Genomic DNA, 24,312 nt, shown 5'->3' with positions numbered 1-24,312 from the left:
GCGCTGGACGTGCCGGGTGATCGGTGGTGGGGACAGCCGGCGGCGGACCGGACCGGCTGTCCCTTTCGGGCGTGTGCTCAGCGGGCGTGGGGACCGACGTCGGCCGGGGTCAGCGGCCCGCGCCTGGGCGCCCTGTTCGCGTACTCGTCCGCGCCCACGTCCCGGGACCGGCCGCGCGGGTCCCCGTCGATGTCGTGGGTGACCGGTGGCCGCCTGAGCGTGCCCGCGTCGATCACCGGGCTGTCCGCGGCCGGCCGGGCCACGCCGTCCGGGCCGGTCACCAGCTTCGGGTCGATGCGGGTGTAGCCGCCGGAGGGGATGTTGCCGTCGGCGGCGGCACCCCACAGGATGTTGCCGGACCAGGTGAACCGTACGGTGTGCGCCATCGCGACCAGGTCGCCAAAGCCCCCGACGAGCAGGTTGTCCGCGACGGTCACATCGCGCGGCTCGTGGGGGCGCTGGCTCTCGCCGGAGAGTGTGCCCTTGTTGTTCACCAGGGTGTTGTACGCGATGACGACCCGGTCGGGTGCGTCGTTGCCGCGGCGCGCGTCGGGCGTCTCGCCGGGCAGGTGGTCGCGCTCCGAACCGCTGCCGATCACCAGGGCCCGCCCGGACAGACCGGCGAGGTGGTTGTTGACGATCACATGGTCGTTGCCGTAGATCCGCACGCCTTCCGTGCCGGCGACGAGGTAATTGCCGTCCACCCGGTTGCGGTTGCCGTGCCGGAGGACGATCCCGCCGAGGCTGTCGCGGATGGTGTTGTGCCGGATGACGTTGTCCGAGCTCTTGACGGAGATGGCCTCCGGGTCACCGTTGGCGCGCTCGAACAGGTTGTACTCCACGACGGCATGGGCGCTGGACAGTGCCCGGGGGCTGACGCCGAGCCGGATCGGCTCACCGCCGTTGGATCCGGCGAAGGTGTGGTCGGAGAAGTAGTTCCTGAACACATGGACGCGTTGGGCCATCTCCTCCGTGCCCGCGCCCTCGATGCCGAGGTAGATGCCGAGAGTGGACTTGCCGTGGAAGTGGTTGTGGTCGACCTTGCTGTCGTCCGCACGCACCATCACCCAGTGCAGGCCCTCGATGTCGGCGAGCTGGAAATCGTTGCGGGTCAGCCTGATGTGCGAGCAGTTCGGGGGGATGTCCAGGGTGCTGCTCTGGCGGAAGGAGAAGCCGCTGAGGGTGACGTGGCTGGAGGAGTCGAGGACGAAGCTGTGTTCGCCTTCGAGTACGACGCCGCCGCGGGACCGGGCGACGACGGTGATGGGCGCGCGCTCGGTGCCCTGCTTGTTCCGGATGGTGAGGGGCCGGTCCGACGGGACGGTGTACCTGCCGTCGGCCACGACGATGCGGTCACCCGGCCGTGCCCGGTCGATCGCGGCCTGGAGCTCGTCCAGCGAACCGACGGCAGCCGGGGCCGCGCTCGCGCTCGCGGTCAGGAGACCGCTGGTCGGGGCGACGACCAGCGCCGCCCCTGCCGCGGAAGCCATGAGGAACGTGCGGCGTTGCATGATGCCTCCGTGAGTGTGGTGGTGGATCGGGGGGTCGGGGCCGGTGTCAGTCGTCGGCCCGGTCGGTCGGAGTGTCCAGGAACAGCTCGATGACCGGCACCGGGGTGTCGGGGCGCTGGACGGGGATTTCGAGAGTGAGCGTTCCGGCGGGCTGCCCGCCCATTTCCGTGTTCATGGCGGGCCGGTCCGGGTCGATGTGGACCTGGATGATCTCGGAGGCGTCGTTCAGCAGTTGGGCGTAGCGCACCCGGCCGGCGAGTCCCGGCAGGTGCAGATGGCGCAGCGGCCAGGCGAACAGGTGGACGTAGAGCCGGTCACCGCGCTGGGTGTACCGGCATTCGGCGGGGGCGGCGTACGGGGACGGGCCGCAACCGCGGACCGCCCGCTCGTGCAGGTCCATCCACCGGCCGATTTCCCCGAGGACGGCGACGGCACGCGGTTCGAGGTCGCCGCGGCCGGTCGGGCCGACGTTGAGCAGCAGGTTGCCGCCCTTGGAGACACCGTCGACGAGCATGCGGATCAGCAGGTCGGCGCTCTTGTGGTCCAGGTTGTCGCGGTCGTAGCCCCAGCTCCCGTTGAGCGTCTGGCACGCCTCCCACAGCACGGGCCGGCCGTCCTTGGTCATGGGGCCGGAGGGCTGGTACTGCTCGGGCGTGATGAAGTCGCCGGGCAGGCCGGTCCTGTCGTTGACGAGGGTGTGCGGCTGGAGTTCACGGACCGTCTCCAGGAGCTTCGGGGAATCCCAGTCGTCCGGGCCCTTGCCGCCCCACCATGTGCGGCCCGCGTATGAGAAGTCGAAGAACAGGTAGTCGACGCGTCCGAAGGAGGTGAGCAGTTCGCGGACCTGGCCGTGCAGATAGCGCTGGTACTCGCGGATGTCGCGGTCGGCGGCCGCGGCCTTGAACTCCTCGTCGTCGCGCTGCGGATGGGTGCCGTCCACGGGAAAGGACGGGTGGTGCCAGTCGATCAGGGAGTAGTAGAGGCCGACCTTGAGCCCTTCGGCGCGGCACGCCTCGACGAACGGTCCGACGAGGTCGCGGCCGTACGGGGTGTTGGTGACCTTGTACTCGGTAAGGGCACTGTCCCACAGGCAGAAGCCGTCGTGGTGCTTGGTGGTCAGGACGACGTACCGCATGCCCGCCGCCCTGGCAGCCTTGGCCCACTGCACCGGGTCGTAGCGGTCGGGGTCGAAGTGGTCGAAGTAGACCTGGTACTGCTCGTCGGTCAGCTTCTCCCGGTTCTTGACCCATTCGTGCCGTGCGGCGAGCGAGTACAGGCCCCAGTGGACGAACATGCCGAACCGGTCGGTGGTGAACCAGGTCGTGTCCGGGGCCGGCGCGGGTGCCGGGTTGGCGGCGGGCGCGGACGGGTTCTCGGCGCTCGGGGTCATGGGGGCATCGTTCCTTGTCGTCGGCGTCCGGTGGCGTGTTCGGCGCGCTGCCGGAGGGCTGGTCGTACGGGGGGTTCGAGTGCGGGTGGCTTGCCGGGTCAGCCCTTCAGGGCACCGGAGGACAGGCCATGCACGAAGGAACGCTGGAAGAACAGGAAGACGATCACGGAGGGGAGCAGGGCCAGCAGGGAGGCGGCCATCACCACTCCGGGAGTGACTGCGGGGTCGATCCGCAGGGTTCGCAGCGCCAGCGGGAGCGTGTACGAGGAGGAGTCGGTGGAGACCAGGAGGGGCAGCAGGTACTGGTCCCAGATCATGGTGAAGCCGAAGACTCCGATGACCCCGAGCGCGGGCTTGCACATCGGCAGGATGATCTGGGCGAAGATGCGCAGGTCGCCGGCGCCGTCGATACGGGCGGCCTCTTCGAGCTCCCGGGGCACGTCCTTCATGAACTCGGTCATCACGAGTATGGAGAACCCCCAGGCGCCCAGCGGGACGATCATTCCGGCCAGGGTGCCGATGAGGTTGAAGTGGATGACCGGCAGGTCGGAGAGGATCACGGACAGCGGGAGGGCCAGGATCTCCTCGGGCAGCATCAGTGTCGCGAGGATGGCGACGAGTACCAGCGTCATCCCCGGGAAGCGTTTCCTGGCCAGTGCGTACCCGGCCAGGACGGAGACGGCCACTTGGAGCAGCAGCCCGAAGCCGACCACGAAGAAGGAGTTCAGCAGGTACGCGAGCACGCCCTGGTCGAAGGCGATCCTGAAGTTGTCCAGAGTGGCGCCCGAGGGGATGACGCTCAGCTGGGTCGGGTCCTTGACCTGGCTGAAGGCGCTGACCAGCAGGGCCAGCAGGGGCCCGGCGAAGACGATCAGGACCAGCAGGTAGGTGACGGCCTTCAGGATCCGCCCGCCCGGGCTGCGGCTCTCCGTCAGGCCCAGCGCGGTCTCGGTCGGCGCGTTCATTTGCTCTCTCTCCGTCGCAGCAGGTGGACGACGACTGTCAGGATCAGCGTCGCGATGAACAGCAGGACGGCTCCCGCCGCGCCGACGCCGAGTCTGTTCTGCTCCAGCCCGAGCTTGTAGATCAGGGTCATCACGACCTCGGTGGAGCCGTCGGGCCCGCCGTTGGTGAGCAGGAACACCTCGGTGAACACGCGCAGTCCGCGGATCGCGGCGAGGATGAACAGGATCGAGAACACCGACCGCAGTCCGGGCACCGTCACATGCCATACCCGCTGCAGCCTGGAGGCGCCGTCGACCTTCGCGGCCTCGTACAGTCCGCGGTCCACGCTGGTGAGACCGGCGAGGAAGATCATCATGTCGTAGGGGGCGCCCCGCCAGATACCGGTGAGCATGATGGAGGCCATCGACGTGTCGGGGTCGTTGATGAATCCCGAGGGGCCGAACCCCACCAGGCCGAGGATGGAGTTGAGCATGCCGTCCGCGGTCGGGTGGTACATGATCCGCCACAGTTCGGCGACGACCGCGATCGGCACCACCACCGGCAGGAACGCGGCGGACCGTACGAAGCCCAGCCGGCGGCCCTGCCCCTCCATCAGCAGCGCGAGTACGAGGCCGAGGAGCATCGAGCCGGCCGTCTGCCCGGCGGCGAGGACGACGGTGTGCCAGGCGGCCTCACGGAAGCCGCCGGACTGGAGCACCGTGGAGTAGTTCTCGGTGCCGACCCACCTGTTGCCGAGATAGGGCTGGACGTCCTGGAAGGACATGGTCAGCGCGCTGACCATGGGGATGAACTTGAAGTACAGGAAGAGGAGCAGTGCCGGGGCCAGGAACAGCCACGGCGTCCACCACCGGCCCGCCCGGCGGTCGTGCCCGCGGCGGCCGGCGGCCCCGCCGGCCGCGCGGCCCGTTTTCCGGGTGGCGGGCCCGGCCGCCGGGAGGGCGGCCGGATCCGCCTGGTCAAGACTCATGACGCGGCGATTCCCTGTTCCTTGAGGATGTCGGCGAGCTGCTTGTCGAGCTCCTTCAGCTTGGTCCCGGTGTCCAGGTCGCAGTCGGCCATCAGCGCGTTGACGGTCTCCGCGGTCGTCTGCCGGACGGGAGTCCAGTTCGGGATGGACGGCGCGTACCGACCGGAGTTCTGGTAGATCTCGGCGTAGGTCTTCCAGCGGGGGTCGGGACGGACCTTGGAGATGTCCACCGTCTTGTTGACGGGCAGCTGCACGGTGAAGCCGGTGTCACCCGCCATCCCGGTCTTCTGGCCCTCGGCGGAGATGGCGAAGTCGGCGAAGGCGTCCTGGCCCGCCATGTTCTCGGAGCCCGCCATCAGGTAGATGGACCCGCCCTCGGCCAGCACGGTGGCGTCCTTCGGGCCCTTGGGCATCGGGACGACCTCGTACTTGTCCTTGCCGAGGGTCTCGTCGAAGCGGGGCAGCAGATACGGGCCGACGACGAACATGCCGGTCCGGCCCGCCTCGAACGTCTCGTTGGTGGGCGGGGTCTCCATGGTCACGGCGCCCGGCTGGATGACCTTGTTCCTGCAACCGAGGTCACGGAACCACTGCACGGCCTGCACCGATTCCTTCGTGGTCATCGCGGGCTTGTACTTGCCGCCCCCGGCCTCGGTGATGAAGTCTCCGCCCGCGGCCCAGAGGAAGTTGGAGAAGTACCAGGAGGCGTATCCGCGCTTGGTGGACAGCGGGGCGGCGAGACCGTACGTGTTCTTCTTGCCGTCGCCGTCTGGGTCCTTGGTGGTGAAGGCTTCGGCCATCGCGGCGAAGTCGTCCCAGCTCTGCGGGACTTCGAGCTTCAGCTTCTCCCGCCAGTCCTTGCGGATGAGCAGCGCGGACGCCTGCGCCGAATACGGCAGGCCGAACTGCTTGCCGTCCACACTCTTGCCGGAGTCCAGCCCCTGGCCGACGGCCTGCTTGCCGTTCTTGATCTTGTCCAGGTCGATCTCCCGGAGCAGGCCCTGGCTGTGCATGGCGCCGAGCTGTGTCACATCGTTCATGACGATGTCGGGGAGGTTCTTCTGCGCGGCCCGCTGCTGCAGCTTGGTCTCGAAGTCGTCGAAGATCGCTGTGACCTTGACCTTGTAGCCAGTGGACTTCTCGAAGGCGGCAGCGAGCTTGAGCGCTCCCTGCTCTCCCGGTCCGCCCGGTGTCGTCCGGGTCCACAGTTCGAGCGGTGCCTTCGAGTCCTGCTTGGCATCCACTCCCGCAGGCCCTGATGTACAGCTGGTGAGGACCAGTGCGGAAGCGAGAACACCCGCACCGATCCACCGCGATCTCTGCATGACAACTCCTGTTTTCGCCGCATCACAGCTAGCCTGGAAAGCGCTTGCTGGGACGCTAACGGCGTCCGAATCCGTGGTCAATAGTCCGATGAATGCAAAAATCTCGCGATGGCTCGCGAGAGCCTTGCCAGGCGCACCCCCACACCCCTCTCCCACCGCCCGACACCCCCACGAGCGGAGTGATTACCTCACTAAAACACCTGGTGGGTGGGTAGTTCGGCCGATCAGAACGCCGATCGACCGACCGCGCGCCGATCGCTTACGAACGGGACAGTCAGCGGAACCACGAGCGCCGGGTGACCGATCTTCACCCGAGGTCTTTTCAATCATCCGATGTATCGTGCTGCAAGCACGCCAGCCAAGGCAACGAACAAGCCGCGCCAATCTTCAACATCGGGTCAGACATTTCCCCACGCGCCCGACCAGGGCTCACGGGTCGATTCGCTGACGGCCTGTCAGCGAAAAGCTGAGGAGTGTAACGCCATGAACGAGCCGGCACGCAGACCGACAGCTCTGTTGGTCATGGAAGAAGAACGCAGGGCGGACGTGTACCCCCGGGAGGTTCTAGCCGAAATCGAACGTCTCGTGCACCTGCAGGGTCCACCCGTCACACGGCAGCAGCTCGACAGGGATCCCGGCGTGCTGCGACGGGTCGATGTCCTGCTCACGGGCTGGGGCGCGCCCGCACTCGATGCCGCCTTCCTCTCGCATGCCCCTCGGTTGCGGGCAGTCCTCGTCGCCGCGGGCTCCGTGCGGCACCTGACCACACCCGCCTTCTGGGCACGCGGCATTCCGATCGTCTCCGCGGCCGCGGCCAACGCCGTCCCGGTCGCGGAGTTCACTCTCGCTCAGGTCCTCCTCGGACTCAAGCAGGTACATCGCATCAGCCGGGAGGTGGCGAGCAGTCGCCGATTCCCTCACAACCCCCGCGTGCCGGGTGCCTACCGGTCACGCGTGGGCCTGCTGGGGCTCGGGCACATCGGCCGTCTCGTCGCGGCCCACCTCGCCCGCTTCGACATCGAGATCCTCGCCACGGATCCCATCGCCTCCCCGGACACCGCCCGGCGGGCGGGCGTCCGGCTGGTCGGCATCGAGGAGTTGTTCACCACCTGCCATGTCGTCAGCCTCCACGCGCCGCTCCTGCCCGAGACCCGCGGCACGATCGGAGCACGGCTGCTGAACTCCCTGGAGCCGGGCGCGACGCTGATCAACACCGCGCGTGGCGCGCTCATCGACGAGACCGCCGCGGCGGAGGTCCTGCGCGCCAGACCCGACCTCACCGCCGTACTCGATGTCACGCACCCGGAGCCTCCCGCCCATGACTCGCCACTCTTCACCCTTCCCAACGTTGTCCTGACACCCCACCTCGGCGGTGCCCTCGGGGCCGAACGTCATCGTCTCGGAGAGCTTGTGCTCGACGAACTCCGACGCTTTATACATGACCAGCCTCTCCAGCACGCGATCGACCCCGCCCGCGCCGCGTCGTTGGCCTGAGGTCGCGGAAGCCCTCTCCGTAGTCGCGGCCCCGGCTCGGCGGGGCCGCATACGCGACGTCAGCGAAACGTCAGCGAAACGTACGTGGAACGTCAGTGCGAGGCAGGAGAGTTCGGGGCCGGTCGAGCCGTCGGCTCCGACCCGTGATGGCGTGCTCGGGTTCGTGTGCCGGTGTTCGCGCGTCGCTGTTCACGTGTCGGTGTTCGTGTGTTCCTGCGGGCCGGCCGTCGACACAACGCCGAAGGAGTCCGTCATCGACCTGCGGAGAATCAAGGCCGCTGTTGTCGCGACCATCGGCAGCGGGCGGGCCGGCGGCCCGCCCCATCGCCATGGGTCAACTCTCAGTGCGGCCTCCAATGGAATTTGCCGCCACCCACCCACCGCACCACGCTCGGGTCGTCGAGGTCATGGATCCTGATTCCTCTGGCCGAGGCGGCGGCGAGCACATCCATCATCGATGTTGCCGCGCTGACCACCTCCCCGTCGATCTCCACAAGGCGGAAGGGCGGGTCACCGGGCTGCACTCCCAGCACGGTGATCCGGGGCGAAGAGATGTAAGGACTGCCACTTTCGGTCATGCGTAGATCGCTTCCACGCCACGGGCGACACTATGCCCGGCGGCAGGACGGGTGACGCCTCTTCGCGAGGCAGTGCGTCTACCTGGGGCAATGGCGTGAGGCTCGGCGGACTCACCACGTATGGCGCAACCAGGACGCGCGCCGGGCGGCCGGGAGATGTTGCAAACCGGCATCAGGCGCTGTCGGCGGCGCGGGCCGTCCAGCGTTGCTCGACGTCGGCAAATCTCCAGTACGCCAATGCCAATGCCACCGCCCACGCCACCACGAAGAGTCCGACGGTGATGTAGCCGACGTTGCCCAGGTCGAGGCCCGAGATCCAGCCGGTGACCGAGTCCCGCAGATCGAGTTTGTCGTGCAGTACGGTGACCAGCTCGATCGTGCCGACGAGCGCGACAAGGTTCAATGCGGCGATCAGGTAGAGGAAGGACCGGAGACGGTCGTGCCGACCACACCGAGGACCTGATGCGTGCCCGAATTCTCGTTGAGCAGCACCCCGGCGAGCTGCGCTCCCCCGTCAACCAGCGCGGCCATGGCGATGACCACACTGGAGTGGCCGAGCGCGAACCAGAACCCGACCGACACGGGTCTCTTGCCATCGGCCATCAGCTTGCGGGTCGTGTTGTCGATGGCGGCGATGTGATCCGCGTCGAAGGCATGCCGCATGCCGAGCGTGTAGGCGGTGATCCCGAGCCCGATGCCGAACGTCGTGGAACCGACCTCGTAGTGCTGTGGGACGACAAGCAGGATCAGCACACCGAACGCCACCACATGCAGGGCGGCGATCACGGCGAGCAGCCCCGCCGTCCGGACGGTGTCCTCGCGTCGCCACTTGAACACGGCGGAATCGGGCAGGGTCATGCGGTGACGCTCCAGCACCTCGTGGATGACTTCCACAGGGTTGTGCTGACGGAGGGTCGACGAGCCCCGGCCGGCCTTCCGGCCGGGGCTCGACCACAGGTCACTGTGCGGTGGTCCGGTCCCGGGCCCGGGGGTCAGTCCTCGCCCTCCAGGTTGCCCTCCGTCTCCAGGTACGCCTGGCGCAGGGCGTCGAGGATCGCCGGGTCGGGCTTGGCCCACATGCCGCGGGACTCCGCCTCCAGGAGGCGTTCCGCGATGCCGTGCAAGGCCCAGGGGTTGGCCTGCTGGAGGAACTCGCGGTTGGCCGGGTCCAGGACGTACGTCTCGGTGAGCTTGTCGTACATCCAGTCGGCGACCACGCCCGTCGTCGCGTCGTAACCGAAGAGGTAGTCGACGGTGGCGGCAAGTTCGAAGGCGCCCTTGTAGCCGTGCCGCCGCATCGCCTCGATCCACTTGGGGTTCACCACCCGGGCGCGGAAGACGCGGGACGTCTCCTCTACCAGGGTGCGGGTGCGGACCGTCTCGGGGCGGGTGGAGTCGCCGATGTACGCCTCCGGGGCGGTGCCGCGCAGGGCACGAACGGTGGCCACCATGCCGCCGTGGTACTGGAAGTAGTCGTCCGAGTCGGCGATGTCGTGTTCGCGGGTGTCGGTGTTCTTCGCCGCGACCGCGATGCGCTTGTACGCCGTTTCCATCTCCTCGCGGGCCGGGCGGCCGTCGAGTTCGCGTCCGTAGGCGTAGCCGCCCCACACCGTGTAGACCTCGGCGAGGTCCGCGTCGGTGCGCCAGTCGCGGGAGTCGATGAGCTGGAGCAGACCGGCGCCGTACGTACCGGGACGGGAGCCGAAGATACGGGTGGTGGCGCGGCGTTCGTCGCCGTGGGCGGCCAGGTCGGCCTGGGTGTGGGCGCGTACGTGGTTCTGCTCGGCCGGCTCGTCCAGGGAGGCGGCGAGACGGACCGCGTCGTCGAGGAGGCCGATGGTGTGCGGGAAGGCGTCGCGGAAGAAACCGCTGATGCGCAGGGTGACGTCGATGCGCGGGCGGCCGAGTTCGGCCGGCGGGATCGCCTCCAGGCCGGTGACGCGCCGCGAGGCGTCGTCCCAGACCGGGCGGACGCCGAGCAGGGCGAAGGCTTCGGCGACGTCGTCACCGGCGGTGCGCATCGCGCTCGTGCCCCACAGGGACAGGCCGACCGAGGTGGGCCAGTCGCCGTTGTCGGTGCGGTAGCGCTCCAGGAGCGAGTCCGCCAGGGCCTGGCCGGTCTCCCAGGCGAGGCGCGAGGGTACGGCCTTGGGGTCGACGGAGTAGAAGTTGCGGCCGGTCGGCAGGACATTGACCAGGCCGCGGAGCGGGGAGCCCGAGGGTCCGGCGGGGACGAAGCCGCCGTCCAGCGCGTGGAGGGCGTGGTCGAGTTCGTCGGTGGTGGCGGCGAGCCGCGGTACCACCTCGCGGGCCGCGAAGTCGAGGATGTCGGCGACGGGCCGCGGGTGCCCGGCCGCCACCTCGGCGACGGCGTCCGGGGACCAGTCCGCGTCCTCCATCGCCTGGACCAGTGCGCGGGCCCGCTCCTCGGCCTCGTCGGCGGTGACGCGGGTCGCGGCGGACTCGTCGAGCCCCAGGGCCTCGCGCAGGCCCGGCAGGGAGGCCGTGCCGCCCCAGATCTGGCGGGCCCGCAGGATCGCGAGGACGAGGTTGACCCGGTCGGCACCGGCCGGGGCGCCGCCCAGGACGTGCAGACCGTCGCGGATCTGGGCGTCCTTGATCTCACAGAGCCAGCCGTCGAGATGCATGATGAACTCGTCGAAGCCCTCGTCCTCGGGGCGGTCTTCGAGTCCCAGGTCGTGGTCGAGCTTGGCGGCCTGGATCAGGGTCCAGATCTGTGCGCGGATCGCCGGGAGCTTCGCCGGGTCCATCGCCGCGATCTGGGCGTGCTCGTCCAGGAGTTGTTCGAGCCGGGCGATGTCCCCGTAGCTGTCGGCACGCGCCATCGGCGGTACGAGGTGGTCCACGAGGGTGGCGTGGACGCGCCGCTTGGCCTGCGTTCCCTCGCCCGGGTCGTTGACCAGGAACGGGTAGATCAACGGGAGGTCGCCGAGAGCCGCGTCGGGGCCGCAGGCGGCGGAGAGGCCGGCGTTCTTGCCGGGCAGCCACTCCAGGTTGCCGTGCTTGCCGAGGTGGATCATCGCGTCGGCGCCGAAGCCGTTGTCGTCGGCCGGGGCGGCGATCCAGCGGTAGGCGGCCAGGTAGTGGTGCGAGGGCGGCAGGTCGGGGTCGTGGTAGATCGCGATCGGGTTCTCGCCGAAGCCGCGCGGCGGCTGGATGAGGATGAGCAGATTGCCGCGGCGCAGGGCGGCGAGGACGATGTCGCCCTCCGGGTTGCGGGACCGGTCCACGAACATCTCGCCCGGGGCGGGGCCCCAGTGCTGCTCGACGGCCTCGCGGAGTTCGGCCGGGAGGGTCGCGTACCAGCGCCGGTAGTCGGCGGCCGGGATCCGGACCGGGTTGCGGGCCAACTGCTCCTCGGTGAGCCACTCCTGGTCGTGTCCGCCCGCCTCGATCAGCGCGCGGATCAGCTCGTCGCCGTCGCCCGACACGAGGCCGGGGACCTCCTCCGTACCGAAGTCGTATCCCTGCTCCTGGAGGCGGCGCAGCAGAGCGACGGCGCTGGCCGGGGTGTCGAGACCGACGGCATTGCCGATCCGGGAGTGCTTGGTCGGGTACGCGGACAGCACGAGCGCGATCCGCTTCTCGGCGGCCGGGATGTGGCGCAGCCGGGCGTGCCGCACGGCGATACCGGCGACGCGGGCGGCGCGCTCGGTGTCGGCGACGTACGCGGGCAGGCCGTCCTCGTCGATCTCCTTGAACGAGAACGGCACGGTGATCAGACGGCCGTCGAACTCGGGGACCGCGATCTGGCTGGCGGCGTCGAGCGGGGAGACGCCCTCGTCGTTGCCTTCCCAGTCGGTGCGCGAACCGGTGAGGCAGAGCGCCTGGAGGATGGGTACGTCGAGGCCGCTGAGGACGCCCGCGTCCCAGGACTCGTCGTCGCCGCCCGCCGACGCCTCGGCCGGCCGGGTGCCGCCCGCGGCGAGGACGGTGGTCACGATGGCGTCGGCGGCGCGCAGCTCTTCGATGAGTTCGGGCTCGGGGGTGCGCAGCGAGGCGACGTACAGCGGCAGCGCGCGGGCGCCCGCGTCCTCGACGGCACGGCACAGGGCGTCGACGAACTCGGTGTTGCCGCTCATGTGGTGGGCGCGGTAGTAGAGCACGGCGACGACCGGGCCGTCGGTGCGGCGGGGGGTGCGCTCCAGCGGGCCCCAGGAGGGTGCCGGGGCGGGCGGTGCGAAGCCGTGGCCGGTGAGCAGGACGGTGTCGGAGAGGAAGCGGGCGAGCTGGTCCAGGTTGGCGGGCCCGCCGTGGGCCAGATAGGCATGGGCCTCGGCGGCGATGCCGATGGGAACCGTGGAGGCGGCCATCAGCTGGGCGTCGGGGGCCTGTTCGCCGGTGAGGACGACGACGGGGCGTCCGGTGGAGAGCACTTGGTCGAGGCCGTCCTGCCAGGCGCGTACGCCGCCGAGGAGGCGCACGACGACCAGGTCGACGCCGTCCAGGAGCTGGGGAAGGTCCTGGAGCGGGAGCCGGGAGGGGTTGGCGTAGCGGTAGGAGACCGGGCCGTCCGAGGAGCGGGCGCTGAGCAGGTCGGTGTCGGACGTCGACAGGAGCAGGATCATGCGGCGTCGGGCCTTCCTCGGGGTGTCCACGCCCCGGGCGGTGTCGGAATGGAGTCTCCCCTGCTCGACGGAGTCGAGGGCCGGGGAAGGGAGTTCCTGACTCGCCCGGCCGGGGCCGGGCTCACAGTGGCGGGACCGTGCCGGAATTGCACCGGACTTCCTCCCCTGTCGCCGTCTGTGGCGACGACGTGCCGGATGGCCCGTCACTAGGCATAGTAAGGGCCGGTCAACTGATGGAGGACATACGGATCTGGTCAGATGGTCGGTATGCTCGCCGCCATGCCCCCACCTGCCACTTCGCCTTCGCTGCCCGGAGACGCGTCTGCCCGGGACCGCGGTGACGCCTGCCCCGGCACGCTGCGGCTGCACCGGGCGGACGACGGCGCTCTGGCCCGCGTCCGTGTTCCCGGCGGTCTGCTGACCGCGGCACAGGCGGATGCCCTGGGGGCGCTGGCGGAGAGCCTGGGCGATGGTGAGTTGCATCTCACTTCGCGCGGCAATGTGCAGTTGCGCGGGCTGGGCCCGGACTGCGGAGGCGAACTGGCCGGCCGGCTGGGCGAGGCGGGGCTGCTGCCCTCCGCACTCCATGAGCGGATACGCAACATCGTGGCGTCGCCGCTCTCGGGGCTCGACGGCCGGGGCGCGCGGGACGTCGGGCCCTGGCTGTCCGCGCTGGACGCGCTGCTGTGCACGGGCGACGGAACGGCCGGCCTGTCGGGCAGGTTCTTGTTCGTGCTCGACGACGGCCGTGGCGATGTGGACGCGCTGGGCGGCGATGTGACGCTGCTGGCGCAGGACGACGGAACGGCGCTGCTGCGGATCGGCACGGCCCGGACCACGATACGGATACCGGGCGCACAGGCGCCGCAGGCCGCCCTCATGGCAGCCGAAATCTTCCTGGAGCAGGCCTCCGGCGCCGGTTCCTGGCGTGTGACGGACCTGCCCGGCGGAGCCCGCTCCCTCCTCGACGAGGTCGTACGACGGTTGCAAGAGGCGGGTGACGGCACCGTCCCCACCGAGGACCGCGCCTGCCCGCGGAGTTCGGACGGCCCCGCCCCCGGCGTCGTGACCGGCCCGCACGACGAGGCCGCGCTGTCCGTCGGCATCCCCCTGGGGCGCATCGGCCCGGCGCAGTGGCGGTCGCTGACGGACACGGCCCGGCACCAGGGCCGCGGTGAGTTGCGGCTGACACCGTGGCGCGGGGTCGTCGTACCGGGGGTGGAGCGGCGGCGGGCGGCGGGGCTGCTGGACGAGCTCGGGGCCACCGGCCTCGTCGTCGGACCCGACTCCCCCTGGACCGGGGTGGGTGCCTGTATCGGCCGGCCCGGCTGCGCGAAGTCGCTGGCCGATGTGCGGGCCCAGGCGGCGGCCGCGGTGGGGCCCGTGGGCCTGCTGCCGGTGTACTGGTCCGGGTGCGATCGCCGGTGCGGCCACCCCCGCGGTGAGTGGGTCGATGTCGTCGCCACCCCCGACGGGCACCGGATCTCCGTCGTACGGGGCGAGGAACGGGACGTCCCCGTGAGCGTCCCGGACAGCCCCGGCGGGCTCGCCGCCGCGGTGGCCGCGGCCCGCCGTTCGCGCGGCTGATCCCGTACTCCCCTGTATCCGACCGTTGCACGCCCGAGGAAGAGAGCGAAAGCACTGTGCACCAGTACGAGAAGGACGGACCGGCGATCTATCGCCAGTCCTTCGCCACGATCCGTGCAGAGGCGGATCTCGCAGGCCTGCCCGCCGATGTGAGCCAGGTCGCGGTCCGCATGATCCACGCCTGCGGGATGGTCGACCTCGTCCGTGATCTCGCTTTCACCCCGGACGCGGTCGCCCGCGCCCGCGCCGCTCTGCGGGCCGGCGCACCCATCCTGTGCGACGTGGCCATGGTCGCCAGCGGTGTCACCCGCAAGCGGCTGCCCGCGGACAACGAGGTGGTGTGCACCCTGTCCGACCCGGCGGTGCCCGAGCTCGCGAAGCATATGGGCACCACCCGTAGCGCCGCCGCCCTGGAGCTGTGGCGCGACCGGCTGGAAGGTTCGGTCGTCGCTGTCGGGAACGCACCGACCGCCCTGTTCCGGCTGCTGGAGATGATCGAGGAGGGCGCCCCGCGCCCCGCCGCCGTCATCGGTGTGCCGGTCGGCTTCATCGGTGCCGCCGAGTCCAAGGACGCCCTGGCCGCGCACCCGTCCGGGCTGGAGCATCTGATCGTTCGAGGCCGTCGCGGCGGCAGCGCCATGGCGGCCGCTGCCCTCAACGCGATCGCCAGCGAGGAAGAGTAGACGTGAGCGAGCAGCAGACGGGCCGGCTGTACGGGGTCGGGCTCGGCCCCGGCGATCCGGCCCTGATGACCGTACGCGCGGTGGAGATCATCGCCGAGGCCGATGTCATCGCCTATCACAGCGCCCGGCACGGGCGGTCCATCGCCCGGTCCATCGCGGCGAAGCACATCCGTGCCGACCATGTCGAGGAGCCGCTGGTCTACCCCGTCACGACGGAGACCACGGATCATCCGGGCGGCTACCGGGGGGCGATGGAGGAGTTCTACGCCGAGGCGGCGGCCCGCCTGGCGGTGCACCTCGACGCCGGCCGCACGGTCGCCGTGCTGGCCGAGGGCGACCCGCTCTTCTACGGCTCGTACATGCACATGCACAAGCGGCTCGCCGACCGCTACCCGACCGAGGTGATCCCGGGCGTCACCTCCGTCAGCGCGGCCGCCGCGCGGCTCGGTACCCCGCTCGTGGAGGGCGAGGAGGTGCTGACGATCCTGCCCGGCACGTTGCCGGAGGAGGAGCTGACCGCCCGTCTCGCCGCCACCGACGCCGCCGTGGTGATGAAGCTGGGACGTACGTTTCCCGCGGTGCGCGGCGCCTTCGAGGCGTCCGGGCGGCTGCCCGAGGCGCGTTACGTCGAACGCGCCACGATGGCCGGGGAGCGCGTGGGCGAGCTGGCCGAGGTCGACGCCGGCTCGGTGCCGTACTTCGCGGTCGCGGTCCTGCCCAGCCGGATCGGAGCGTCGCGTCCCGAACGGGCCCCGGAGGGCGGCGAGGTGACCGTGGTCGGCACCGGTCCGGCCGGGCCGCTGTGGCTGACCCCCGAGACGCGCGGGGCGCTGGCCGCCGCCGACGACCTGGTCGGCTACACCACTTATCTGGACCGGGTGCCGGTCCGCCCGGGGCAGGTGCGCCACGGCTCGGACAACAAGGTCGAGTCGGAGCGTGCCGAGTTCGCCCTCGACCTGGCCCGGCGCGGACGGCGGGTGGCCGTGGTGTCGGGCGGCGACCCCGGGGTCTTCGCCATGGCGACGGCCGTCCTCGAAGTGGCGTCGCAGGACGAGTACGCGCACGTACCGGTGCGGGTGCTGCCGGGGGTGACGGCGGCCAACGCCGCCGCTGCCCGGGCGGGTGCGCCGCTGGGCCACGACTACGCGACGATATCGCTCTCCGACCGGCTCAAGCCGTGGGAGGTGATCGCGGAGCGGCTGCGCGCGGCCGCGACGGCGGATCTGGTGCTCGCGCTGTACAACCCCGGTTCACACAGCCGGACCTGGCAGGTCGGCAAGGCCCGTGACCTGCTTCTCGAACACCGCTCGCCGGACACGCCCGTGGTCCTCGGCCGGGATGTTGGCGGGCCCGCCGAGAGCGTGCGGACCGTACGCCTGGCGGACCTCGACCCCGCCGAGGTCGACATGCGCACGATCCTGCTCGTCGGGTCCTCGCAGACCCGTTGGGTACGGCGCGGTGACGGGGAGCAGATCGTCTGGACACCGCGCCGCTATCCGGAGGACTGAGCCCGGGGCGGCCGTCGCCCAGGGTCTTTCGTTTGGATCAGGCCGGATCAGGGAGCGGGGTCCGGAGCCGTGCATCGCAAGGCCGAGGAGGGAGTCGGATGGGGCCTCCCCTGCTCGAGCGGAGCCGAGAGCTCGAGGAAGGAGCCCTGGCGACCGACGACGACGCGGCGAGGCGCGGTGCCGGGGCGCGCGAGCCCGGCGTGATCCAAACGAGAGGCCCTACGCCTGGCGGAAGATGTGTTCGCGCAGCCAGGCGACGGCCGGTTCCGGTCCGTCGACGACCGGGATTCCCTGGGGCACGGGCGGCCGCCGCACCACCACGACCGGGATCCGCGCCTCGCGGGCTGCGGCGAGCTTGGGGGCGGTGGCGGCGCCTCCGCTGTCCTTCGTGACGACGACGTCGATGCGATGACGGCGGATCAGCTCACGTTCTCCGTCCAGGGTGAACGGACCCCGGTCGAGCAGGACCTCCATCCGGGCGGGGTACGGCGCTTCGGGGGCGTCCACCGAACGCATCAGGAACCACAGCTCGTCCAGACCGGCGAAGGCGGCCAGCCCCATGCGTCCGGTGGTGAGGAACACGCGCCGGCCCAGCGCAGGCAGTGCCACCGCGGCCTCGGCGAGGGAACCGGCCGAATGCCAGTCGTCGCCCTCGCCGGGCACCCACCCGGGCCGGCGCAACGCCAGCAGGGGAACATGGGCGGCAGCGGTGGCAGCGGCCGCGTTGAAACTGATCGTCCCGGCGAAAGGATGGGTGGCGTCGATGAGCGCGTCCACCTGGTGCGTCCGCAGCCATGCGGCGAGCCCGTCGGCTCCCCCGAAGCCGCCGATGCGGACCTCGCCGGGCGGAAGTCTCGGGCCGGCCACGCGTCCGGCGAGCGAACTCGTCAGCCTGGCACCGGCCGGGAGCACCTCCACCAGCAACTCGGCGAGGCGACGGGCCTCCGTCGTTCCGCCGAGTACGAGTACATGCATCGGATCCATCCATGGGTGAGATTGAGGGCGGACGCAGCGCCCAGCTGAAACACACCGGTCTGCGGCCCGGCTGGACCACCGGCGCCTGTGCGACCGCGGCGGCCACCGCCGCGTACACGGCCCTGCTGACGGGCGACTTCCCCGACCCGGTGACGATCACCCTACCCAAGGGGCAGACACCCGCTTTCGCGCTCGCGATGGAGGAGCTGGCCGAGGGACGGGCGACGGCCGGGGTGGTCAAGGACGCGGGCGACGACCCTGATGTGACGCACGGCTCCCTCGTCCGGGTCACCGTACGGCGGCTGCCGCCGGGTTCGGGTGTGGTGTTCCGGGCCGGGCCCGGCGTGGGCACGGTCACCCTTCCCGGGCTGCCGCTCGATGTCGGGGAGCCGGCGATCAATCCCGTGCCGCGGCAGATGATCCGCGACCACATCGCACAGGTCGCCGCGGAACACCGGGGTTCGGGGGACGTCGAGGTCACCGTGTCGGTGGACGACGGCGAGGAGATCGCCCGCTCCACGTGGAATCCGCGTCTCGGCATCCTGGGCGGTCTGTCGATCCTCGGCACGACCGGTGTCGTGGTGCCGTACTCCTGCTCGGCGTGGATCGACTCGATCCGCCGCGGTGTGGACGTGGCCCGTGCCGCCGGGCACACCCACGTGGCCGGGTGCACGGGTTCCACCTCGGAGAAGACCGTGGTGTCCGAGTACGGGCTGCCGGAGATCGCGCTGCTCGACATGGGGGACTTCGCGGGCGCGGTGCTCAAGTACGTACGCCGTCACCCGGTGGACCGGCTCACGGTCTGCGGCGGGTTCGCGAAGCTGTCGAAGCTCGCCGCCGGGCACCTCGACCTGCACTCCGGCCGGTCGCAGGTCGACAAGCCGTTCCTGGCCGGGCTGGCCCGGCGGGGTGGTGCGGACGAGGCCCTGGCGGCCGAGGTGGCGGTCGCCAACACAGGTCTCGCGGCACTCCAGCTGTGCCTCGCGCGAGGTGTGCCGCTCGGGGACCTGGTGGCCGTGGCGGCGCGGGACGAGGCGCTGTCGGTGCTGCGGGGTGCGCCGGTCGCCGTCGACGTCATCTGCATCGACCGGGCGGGCACGGTCGTCGGGCGCAGCGGCGTGCGCTGACCGGCCCGCCCGGCCGGTGCGGCGGCCCCGTCAGCAGACGTGGCGCTCGCGCCCCGGCGAGTAGAGGTGGCTGTCGCGGAACTGCTCGGCGCCCAGGGTGCGGCCGACCATGATGACGGCGGTACGGATCACGCCCGCCGCCTTCACCTGCTCGGCGATGTCGTCGAGAGATCCGCGCAGGACGATTTCGTCCGGGCGTGAGGCCAGCGCCACGACAGCGGCCGGGCAGTCCGCTCCGTAGTACGGCAGCAGTTCCTCGACGACGCGGTCCACGTACTGGGCGGCGAGGTGCAGCACGATCAGGGCGCCGCTGCGGCCCAGCGTGGCCAGGTCCTCGCCCTCCGGCATCGCGGTCGCACGGTTGGCCACCCGGGTGAGGATGACGGTCTGGCCGACGGTCGGTACGGTCAGTTCCCGCTTGAGCGCCGCCGCCGCGGCCGCGAACGCGGGTACGCCGGGCACCACTTCGTAGGGCACCCCGGCCTCGTCGAGCCGGCGCATCTGCTCATTGACCGCGCTGAACACCGAGGGGTCGCCCGAGTGCAGCCGGGCCACGTCGTGGCCGGCCCGGTGCGCGGCCAGCAGTTCGGCGGTGATCCGGTCGATGTCGAGCTGCGCGGTGTCCACCAGGCGGGCGTCCGGGGGGCATTCGGCGAGCAGTTCCCGGGGCACCAGGCTGCCCGCGTACAGGCACACCTGGCAGGAGGCGAGCGTGCGGGCGCCGCGCACGGTGATCAGGTCGGCCGCCCCCGGGCCCGCGCCGATGAAATACACGGTCATCTGTTGTCTCCTGGGTTTTGCGCGGGCTCTGGTGCTGAGCGTGCCGCATCGGTGCTGATGGAGGGTTTGCGTACGGACCACTGGGTGACCGGCATGGCCTGCCGCCAGCCGGTGAAGCCACCGACCGGCACGGCATGCGCGACCGCGAGGCGGACCAGGTCACCGCCGTGCCTGCGGTGAGCCTCGGCGAGCAGTGCCTCGGATTCCAGCGTGACCGTGTTGGCGACCAGGCGTCCGCCGGGCGGCAGCGCGTCCCAGCAGGTGTCGAGAAGGCCGGGTGCGGTCAGCCCGCCGCCGATGAACACGGCGTCGGGCGTGGGCAGTTCGGCCAGGTTGCCGGGGGCCCGGCCGGTGACCACGCGCAGGGCCGGTACGCCGAGACGGCCGGCGTTGCGCGCAATGCGTTCGGCCCGGGCCGGATCGCGTTCCACGGTGATCGCGCGGCAGGACGGGTGGCTCCGCATCCATTCGATCGCGATGGATCCCGAGCCGCCGCCGATGTCCCACAGGAGTTCGCCGGGGGCGGGCGCGAGCACACCGAGGGTCGCGGCCCGGATGTGCCGCTTGGTGAGCTGCCCGTCGTGTTCGTACGCCTCGTCGGGCAGGCCGGGGACGGCGCCGAGGCGCAGGGCGTGGGGGGTGCGCCGGCATTCGATCGCGACGATGTTCAGCGGGTCGCCCGGTGGGTGCGGCCAGTGGTCCGCGGTGCCCTCCACGCACGCTTCATCCGCTCCGCCGAGCTGTTCGAGCACGCGCAGACGGCTCGGTCCGAAGCCCTGTTCGCGCAGCAGTCCGGCCACCGCGGCCGGAGTGCCGGCGTCCGCGCTGAGGACCAGTACCCGTCGCCCGTCGTGCAGGGCGGCGGCCAGCCGGGCGGCGGGGCGGCCGACCAGAGTGACGACCTCGGTATCCTCCAGCGGCCAGCCGATCCGGGCGCAGGCATAGGACACGGACGACGGGTGGGGCAGGATCCTCAGCGCATCGGCGCCGAGCACTTCGGTGAGGGCCCGGCCGATGCCGTAGAACATCGGGTCGCCGCTGGCCAGGACGGCGATCCTGCTCCCGGCGTGCGCGGCGAGCAGGCCGGGGACGGCGGGCCGCAACGGCGAGGGCCACGGCACGCGTTGTCCCCGGCATGACGTCGGGAGCAGGCCGAGTTGTCGCTCGGCACCGATGAGAACCTCTGCCCCGGCAAGCTCCGTACGCGCCGCGTCGGGCAGTCCCGCCCATCCGTCGGCGCCGATTCCCACGACGGTCACCGCAGGTGGGACGGGTTGTTCGGGTGGAGCGAGAGTCACGGCCGGTACCTCGGTGTTCAGGGGATGACGCAGCCGAACTCTACTGTCCGGCCACGATCGGGCCACGTCCAGGTGGTCGCCCGGACCCTTGCTTCAGGAGGTCGCTTCCTTCAGATACGCGGCAAGTGAGGCGATCGCCGCGGGATTGCGCGGACTCTCCACCAGATCCGCGTAGTCGAGGACGAAGATGCGATCGTTCTTGATGGCCGAGACGTTCGCCAGCGGCGGATAGGACTTCAGGAACTTCTCCTTCTGCGCCGCGCCGGTGTCACCGTAGTCGTTGATCACGATCACCTCGGGGTCACGGTCGACCACGGTCTCCCAGCCCACCGTGACCCAACTGTCCTTGAGGTCCTTCATGACGTGATCACCGCCCGCCTTGGTGATGATGTCGTGCGGTCCGGCGTAGGCACCGGAGGTCAGCGGCTTGTCCCGCCCGTCGTCGTAGAGGAAGACCCGCGGGCGGTCAGCGCCCTTCGGCGCCTTGGCCTGCGCTTCGGCCACCTGCTTCCGGAACGTCGCGACGAGGGCTTCCGCACGCTCCTCCACGTCGAATATCTTCCCCAGGTTCCGCAAATCGGTGTAAAGCGCATCGAGTGGTGCCATCACCCCGCGTGCCTTCCCCCGGCCGTTGCGGCACGACTCGCTCAGCAGATACGAGTCGATGCCCACTCTCTGGAGTTCGGCGGGAGTGAACCCGTCTCCCTCGCTGAATCCGTAGTTCCATCCGGCGAAGACCAGATCGGCACGGGCGTCGAGGACCAGCTCCTTGTTGATCCTCTCCTTGGAGAGCCACTTGGTCTCCTGGTAGCCGTCCTTCCAGGGAACGGACGTGAGGTCGCCCTTGTCCTCGGGCATCACATAGCCCGCCATGTGGTCCTGGAGCCCGAGCGCGAACATGATCTCGGTGATGCCGACGTCATTGGTGACCACGCGCTGCGGGGCCTTGTCGTAGGTCTTCTTCTGGCCGCAGTTCTCGATGGTCACCGGATAGTGGCCGCCCTCTGTCCGGGCACCGCTCTTCTCTTCTTGGCCAGAGGTGATTTCCGCACCGCAGCCGGTGAGGACCAGGGCTGCGGCGAGCGCGAGTGCGGCAGGGCGTACAAGGTTCGGCATGGTTGGAGCGACTCCTCAGGAATCGGATCGAGCGCGGCGGAGACGGTCGAAGAGCAGCTGTACGGCGCCGGTCTCCGGATGTGGGACGCGGTGAGCCCGTACGCCGAAGACCTCGGCCAGCAACTCGGTTGTGAGCACGTCGTGCGGAGGGCCGGACGCGACGATCCGACCGCTGTCGATGACATGGAGCACGTCGCAGTGGAGTGCGGCGAGGTTGAGGTCGTGCAGCGCGGTGAGGACGGTCAGCCCGCTGCCTCGTACCAGCGCCAGTACTTCCAGCTGCTGTGCGATGTCCAGGTGGTTGGTCGGCTCGTCGAGCACCAGCAGCCGAGGCTGCTGGGCCAGTGCGCGGGCGATCAGCACCCGTTGCTTCTCGCCGCCGGAGAGAGTGAGGAAGCCGCGGTCGGCGAGGTGTCCGGCGTCGACTCCCGCCAGCGCGCTCTCGCACGCCTGCCGGTCTTCGTCGGTGGCCCGGCCCACCGACCGCTGGTGCGGCAGCCGTCCCATCGCCACGACCTCGGCAACCGTGAAGTCGAACTCGGTGACCGCCTCCTGGGGCAGGGCGGCCAGCCGACGGGCGCCTTCGCGCGCGCTCATGGCGTACAGGTCCTCGCCGCCGAGCCGCACCGTGCCGGCCGAGGGGCGCAGAGCCCGGTAGACGCAGCGCAACAGGGTGGACTTTCCACTGCCGTTGGGCCCGACCAGACCGACGAGCTGCCCCTCTCCCGCTGCCAGCGTGGCCTCCTCCACCAGCCGCGCACCGGCGATCTCGACCGTCAGGGCATCGATATCGATCCGCATCACGCACCTCCGAACGTGTACGAGCGGCGGCGCATCAGCAACACGAAGCACGGCACGCCGATGACCGCGGTCAGCACGCCCACCGGCAGTTCGGCGGGCGCGAGCACGACACGGGAGAGGATGTCCACCCAGATCAGCAGGACAGCGCCCGCCAGTGGCGCGACGGCCAGCAGCCGGCGGTGGTCCGCTCCGACCAGCATCCGTACGGCGTGCGGCACCATCAGCCCGACGAAGCCGATCGCACCGCTCACCGCGACCACCGCCCCCGTGACGGCCGCAGAGACCAGGAACAGCTCCTTGCGCAGCCGTCCCGCGTCCACGCCCAGCGCGGCCGCGGTCTCGTCGCCCATGGCCAGGGCGTTCAGCCGGCGCGCCGACCAGGCGAGGTGGGCGAGGCCGCCGAGCACGGCCCCCGCGGCGATCGGCACGGAGGACCAGGTGGCTCCGCCGAGACTGCCGAGCATCCACATCATGGCGGAACGGGCGGCTTCACCGCGCTCGGCCGCGAACACCATGAACGTGGTGACCGCCGAGAAGCCGTAGTACATCGCGGTGCCCGTCAGGACGAGCCGCAGCGGGGTCAGACCCCGATCGGTGCGTGCGATCGCGTACACCAGCATCATGGCGAGGAGCGCGGAAAGGAAAGCCGCCGTCGACAGCGCCCAGATGCCCAGCGCGCCGAAGGCCCCGAAGATGAGCACGGCATTGGCGCCGACGGCCGCTCCCGAGGAGATGCCGAGGACGAACGGGTCGGCGAGGGCGTTGCGGACCATGGCCTGTACGGCGACGCCGATGGCCGCGAGACCGGCCCCGACGACCGCGGCCAGCACGGCTCGCGGAAAGCGCAGTTCCCAGACGATCGTGTACGCCGGGACCTGGTCGGGGGCTATCCGGCCGCCGGTCAGCCCGGCCCACAGGCAACGCAGCACTTCGCCCCAGGAGAGCCCCGACGCCCCGATCCCCGCCCCGCAGACGAGTGAGACCAGGAGCACGGCGCACAAGGAGATCAGGAGCAGCGGCAGAGACACGCGCCGTGGCGGGGCGGGCCCGGCGCCGGCGCGGGACGTGCGCGGCGGCACGGCGGGTTTACGGTCGAGGGGGGTGGCCACGGGCGGATCGCTTTCGCCTCGGGCCGTGCACCTACGTGATCGAAGGAGCAGCCCGGGCGCGGAGCGCCCTGCGCAGCACCACTCGCAGTCCACGGCGAATTGACAGGAGCCTTCACCACCGCGGGTAATCGGGCTTACGGGGCCATGCGGGGCTCCGCCTACCGTTGCGGGTCAGCGCCGGATTTCGACCGGACTTCCCCCGCGGGGCACCTGCAGCTTAGCGTGCACGGGATGACGTACCGCCAGAGGGCGATATCGGTAGGCGCCGAATCGGGCACGGCTTCCACTCGCGGACCGCACCTGCCCGGCACGCCGCGCGGTACGCCCGGTCCAGCACCGGCGCCGGCGCCGGCAGGCCCGCGAACCCGGCGAGCCAGCAGCCCTGGGGGACGTCCTCACGGCCTCACCGGAGGCGATCTCCCGACTGGCCTTTGCCGAAGGGTCGATGAAGCCGAAGGTCGACGCCGCCGCTCGAACCTCTCGACGACCTTCTCGACCGGAATGTCGG

The 24,312-nt window shown here is 70.7% G+C and carries 18 protein-coding genes, 1 pseudogene and 2 riboswitches; of the genes and pseudogenes, 5 read left to right on the top strand and 14 right to left on the bottom strand.

The features are described from left to right. Positions 1 to 77: 77 nt before the first annotated feature. From OG978_RS38250 to OG978_RS38230, 5 genes are all read right to left on the bottom strand, one after another. Positions 78 to 1,511 (bottom strand): polysaccharide lyase 6 family protein, encoded by a 1,434-nt coding sequence (locus OG978_RS38250; RefSeq protein WP_326769610.1) that lies wholly within the window; start codon positions 1,509 to 1,511, stop codon positions 78 to 80. Positions 1,512 to 1,557: 46 nt separating this feature from the next. Beyond that, entirely contained in the window at positions 1,558 to 2,901 is a 1,344-nt protein-coding gene (locus tag OG978_RS38245; RefSeq protein WP_326769609.1) for an alpha-L-fucosidase, read from the bottom strand. Between the two features lie 98 nt (positions 2,902 to 2,999). Then, complete coding sequence (locus OG978_RS38240) at positions 3,000 to 3,866, bottom strand: carbohydrate ABC transporter permease (protein ID WP_326769608.1); 867 nt, start codon at positions 3,864 to 3,866, stop codon at positions 3,000 to 3,002. Beyond that, entirely contained in the window at positions 3,863 to 4,834 is a 972-nt protein-coding gene (locus OG978_RS38235; protein WP_326769607.1) for a carbohydrate ABC transporter permease, read from the bottom strand. Before OG978_RS38235 ends, OG978_RS38240 begins: the two co-directional genes overlap by 4 nt. Beyond that, positions 4,831 to 6,159, bottom strand: a complete 1,329-nt coding sequence (locus OG978_RS38230; RefSeq protein WP_326769606.1) for a sugar ABC transporter substrate-binding protein — start codon at positions 6,157 to 6,159, stop codon at positions 4,831 to 4,833. The genes OG978_RS38235 and OG978_RS38230 overlap by 4 nt, the downstream gene beginning before the upstream one ends. Before the next feature lie 639 nt (positions 6,160 to 6,798). On the opposite strand from OG978_RS38230, the gene OG978_RS38225 reads away from it, so the two are divergent. Then, positions 6,799 to 7,653, top strand: a complete 855-nt coding sequence (locus OG978_RS38225; RefSeq protein WP_326769605.1) for a hydroxyacid dehydrogenase — start codon at positions 6,799 to 6,801, stop codon at positions 7,651 to 7,653. Between the two features lie 341 nt (positions 7,654 to 7,994). Here OG978_RS38225 and OG978_RS38220 read toward each other — a convergent pair whose 3' ends face one another. From OG978_RS38220 to cobN, 3 genes and pseudogenes are all read right to left on the bottom strand, one after another. Beyond that, entirely contained in the window at positions 7,995 to 8,231 is a 237-nt protein-coding gene (locus OG978_RS38220; protein ID WP_326769604.1) for a hypothetical protein, read from the bottom strand. Between the two features lie 172 nt (positions 8,232 to 8,403). Then, positions 8,404 to 9,089: pseudogene (locus tag OG978_RS38215) on the bottom strand (HoxN/HupN/NixA family nickel/cobalt transporter). A 134-nt stretch (positions 9,090 to 9,223) separates the two neighbouring features. Further along, entirely contained in the window at positions 9,224 to 12,820 is a 3,597-nt protein-coding gene (cobN, locus tag OG978_RS38210; RefSeq protein WP_326770285.1) for a cobaltochelatase subunit CobN, read from the bottom strand. A gap of 71 nt (positions 12,821 to 12,891) precedes the next feature. Beyond that, a riboswitch (cobalamin riboswitch) is annotated at positions 12,892 to 13,040 on the bottom strand. 47 nt (positions 13,041 to 13,087) lie between these two features. Here cobN and cobG point away from each other — a divergent pair. Genes cobG through OG978_RS38195 form a run of 3 tightly spaced genes read left to right on the top strand, consistent with a single transcriptional unit; the run spans position 13,088 to position 16,598 of the window. Further along, complete coding sequence (cobG, locus tag OG978_RS38205) at positions 13,088 to 14,407, top strand: precorrin-3B synthase (RefSeq protein ID WP_326770284.1); 1,320 nt, start codon at positions 13,088 to 13,090, stop codon at positions 14,405 to 14,407. A gap of 56 nt (positions 14,408 to 14,463) precedes the next feature. Further along, on the top strand, positions 14,464 to 15,090 hold the full coding sequence (locus OG978_RS38200; RefSeq protein ID WP_326769603.1) for a precorrin-8X methylmutase: 627 nt from the start codon (positions 14,464 to 14,466) through the stop codon (positions 15,088 to 15,090). Between the two features lie 2 nt (positions 15,091 to 15,092). After that, positions 15,093 to 16,598, top strand: a complete 1,506-nt coding sequence (locus OG978_RS38195) for a precorrin-2 C(20)-methyltransferase (protein ID WP_326769602.1) — start codon at positions 15,093 to 15,095, stop codon at positions 16,596 to 16,598. 219 nt (positions 16,599 to 16,817) lie between these two features. Here the strand turns inward: OG978_RS38195 and OG978_RS38190 are convergent, their stop codons facing one another. Continuing rightward, a complete protein-coding gene (locus OG978_RS38190; RefSeq protein WP_326769601.1) occupies positions 16,818 to 17,573 on the bottom strand; it encodes a cobalt-precorrin-6A reductase in 756 nt (251 codons plus the stop codon). A gap of 11 nt (positions 17,574 to 17,584) precedes the next feature. On the opposite strand from OG978_RS38190, the gene OG978_RS38185 reads away from it, so the two are divergent. Beyond that, positions 17,585 to 18,700: a cobalt-precorrin-5B (C(1))-methyltransferase gene (locus OG978_RS38185; RefSeq protein ID WP_326769600.1), complete on the top strand. Its 1,116-nt coding sequence runs from the start codon at positions 17,585 to 17,587 to the stop codon at positions 18,698 to 18,700. Between the two features lie 30 nt (positions 18,701 to 18,730). On the opposite strand, the gene cobM is transcribed toward OG978_RS38185, so the two are convergent. From cobM to OG978_RS38160, 5 genes are all read right to left on the bottom strand, one after another. Further along, entirely contained in the window at positions 18,731 to 19,480 is a 750-nt protein-coding gene (gene cobM / locus OG978_RS38180) for a precorrin-4 C(11)-methyltransferase (protein WP_326769599.1), read from the bottom strand. Then, positions 19,477 to 20,778, bottom strand: coding sequence for a precorrin-6y C5,15-methyltransferase (decarboxylating) subunit CbiE (gene cbiE / locus OG978_RS38175; RefSeq protein ID WP_442817804.1), 1,302 nt, complete (start codon positions 20,776 to 20,778; stop codon positions 19,477 to 19,479). The genes cobM and cbiE overlap by 4 nt, the downstream gene beginning before the upstream one ends. A 93-nt stretch (positions 20,779 to 20,871) precedes the next feature. Continuing rightward, positions 20,872 to 21,894: an ABC transporter substrate-binding protein gene (locus OG978_RS38170; protein WP_326769598.1), complete on the bottom strand. Its 1,023-nt coding sequence runs from the start codon at positions 21,892 to 21,894 to the stop codon at positions 20,872 to 20,874. A gap of 15 nt (positions 21,895 to 21,909) precedes the next feature. Continuing rightward, positions 21,910 to 22,695: an ABC transporter ATP-binding protein gene (locus OG978_RS38165; RefSeq protein ID WP_326769597.1), complete on the bottom strand. Its 786-nt coding sequence runs from the start codon at positions 22,693 to 22,695 to the stop codon at positions 21,910 to 21,912. Further along, on the bottom strand, positions 22,695 to 23,804 hold the full coding sequence (locus OG978_RS38160; RefSeq protein WP_326769596.1) for a FecCD family ABC transporter permease: 1,110 nt from the start codon (positions 23,802 to 23,804) through the stop codon (positions 22,695 to 22,697). The genes OG978_RS38165 and OG978_RS38160 overlap by 1 nt, the downstream gene beginning before the upstream one ends. A gap of 101 nt (positions 23,805 to 23,905) precedes the next feature. Further along, a riboswitch (cobalamin riboswitch) is annotated at positions 23,906 to 24,051 on the bottom strand. Between the last annotated feature and the right edge of the window lie 261 nt (positions 24,052 to 24,312).

The organism is Streptomyces sp. NBC_01591 (assembly GCF_035918155.1).
In the GTDB taxonomy this organism is placed as follows: domain Bacteria; phylum Actinomycetota; class Actinomycetes; order Streptomycetales; family Streptomycetaceae; genus Streptomyces.
Note: the sequence above shows the minus strand (reverse complement) of the source record. Positions and strands in the feature narration are given on the sequence as shown.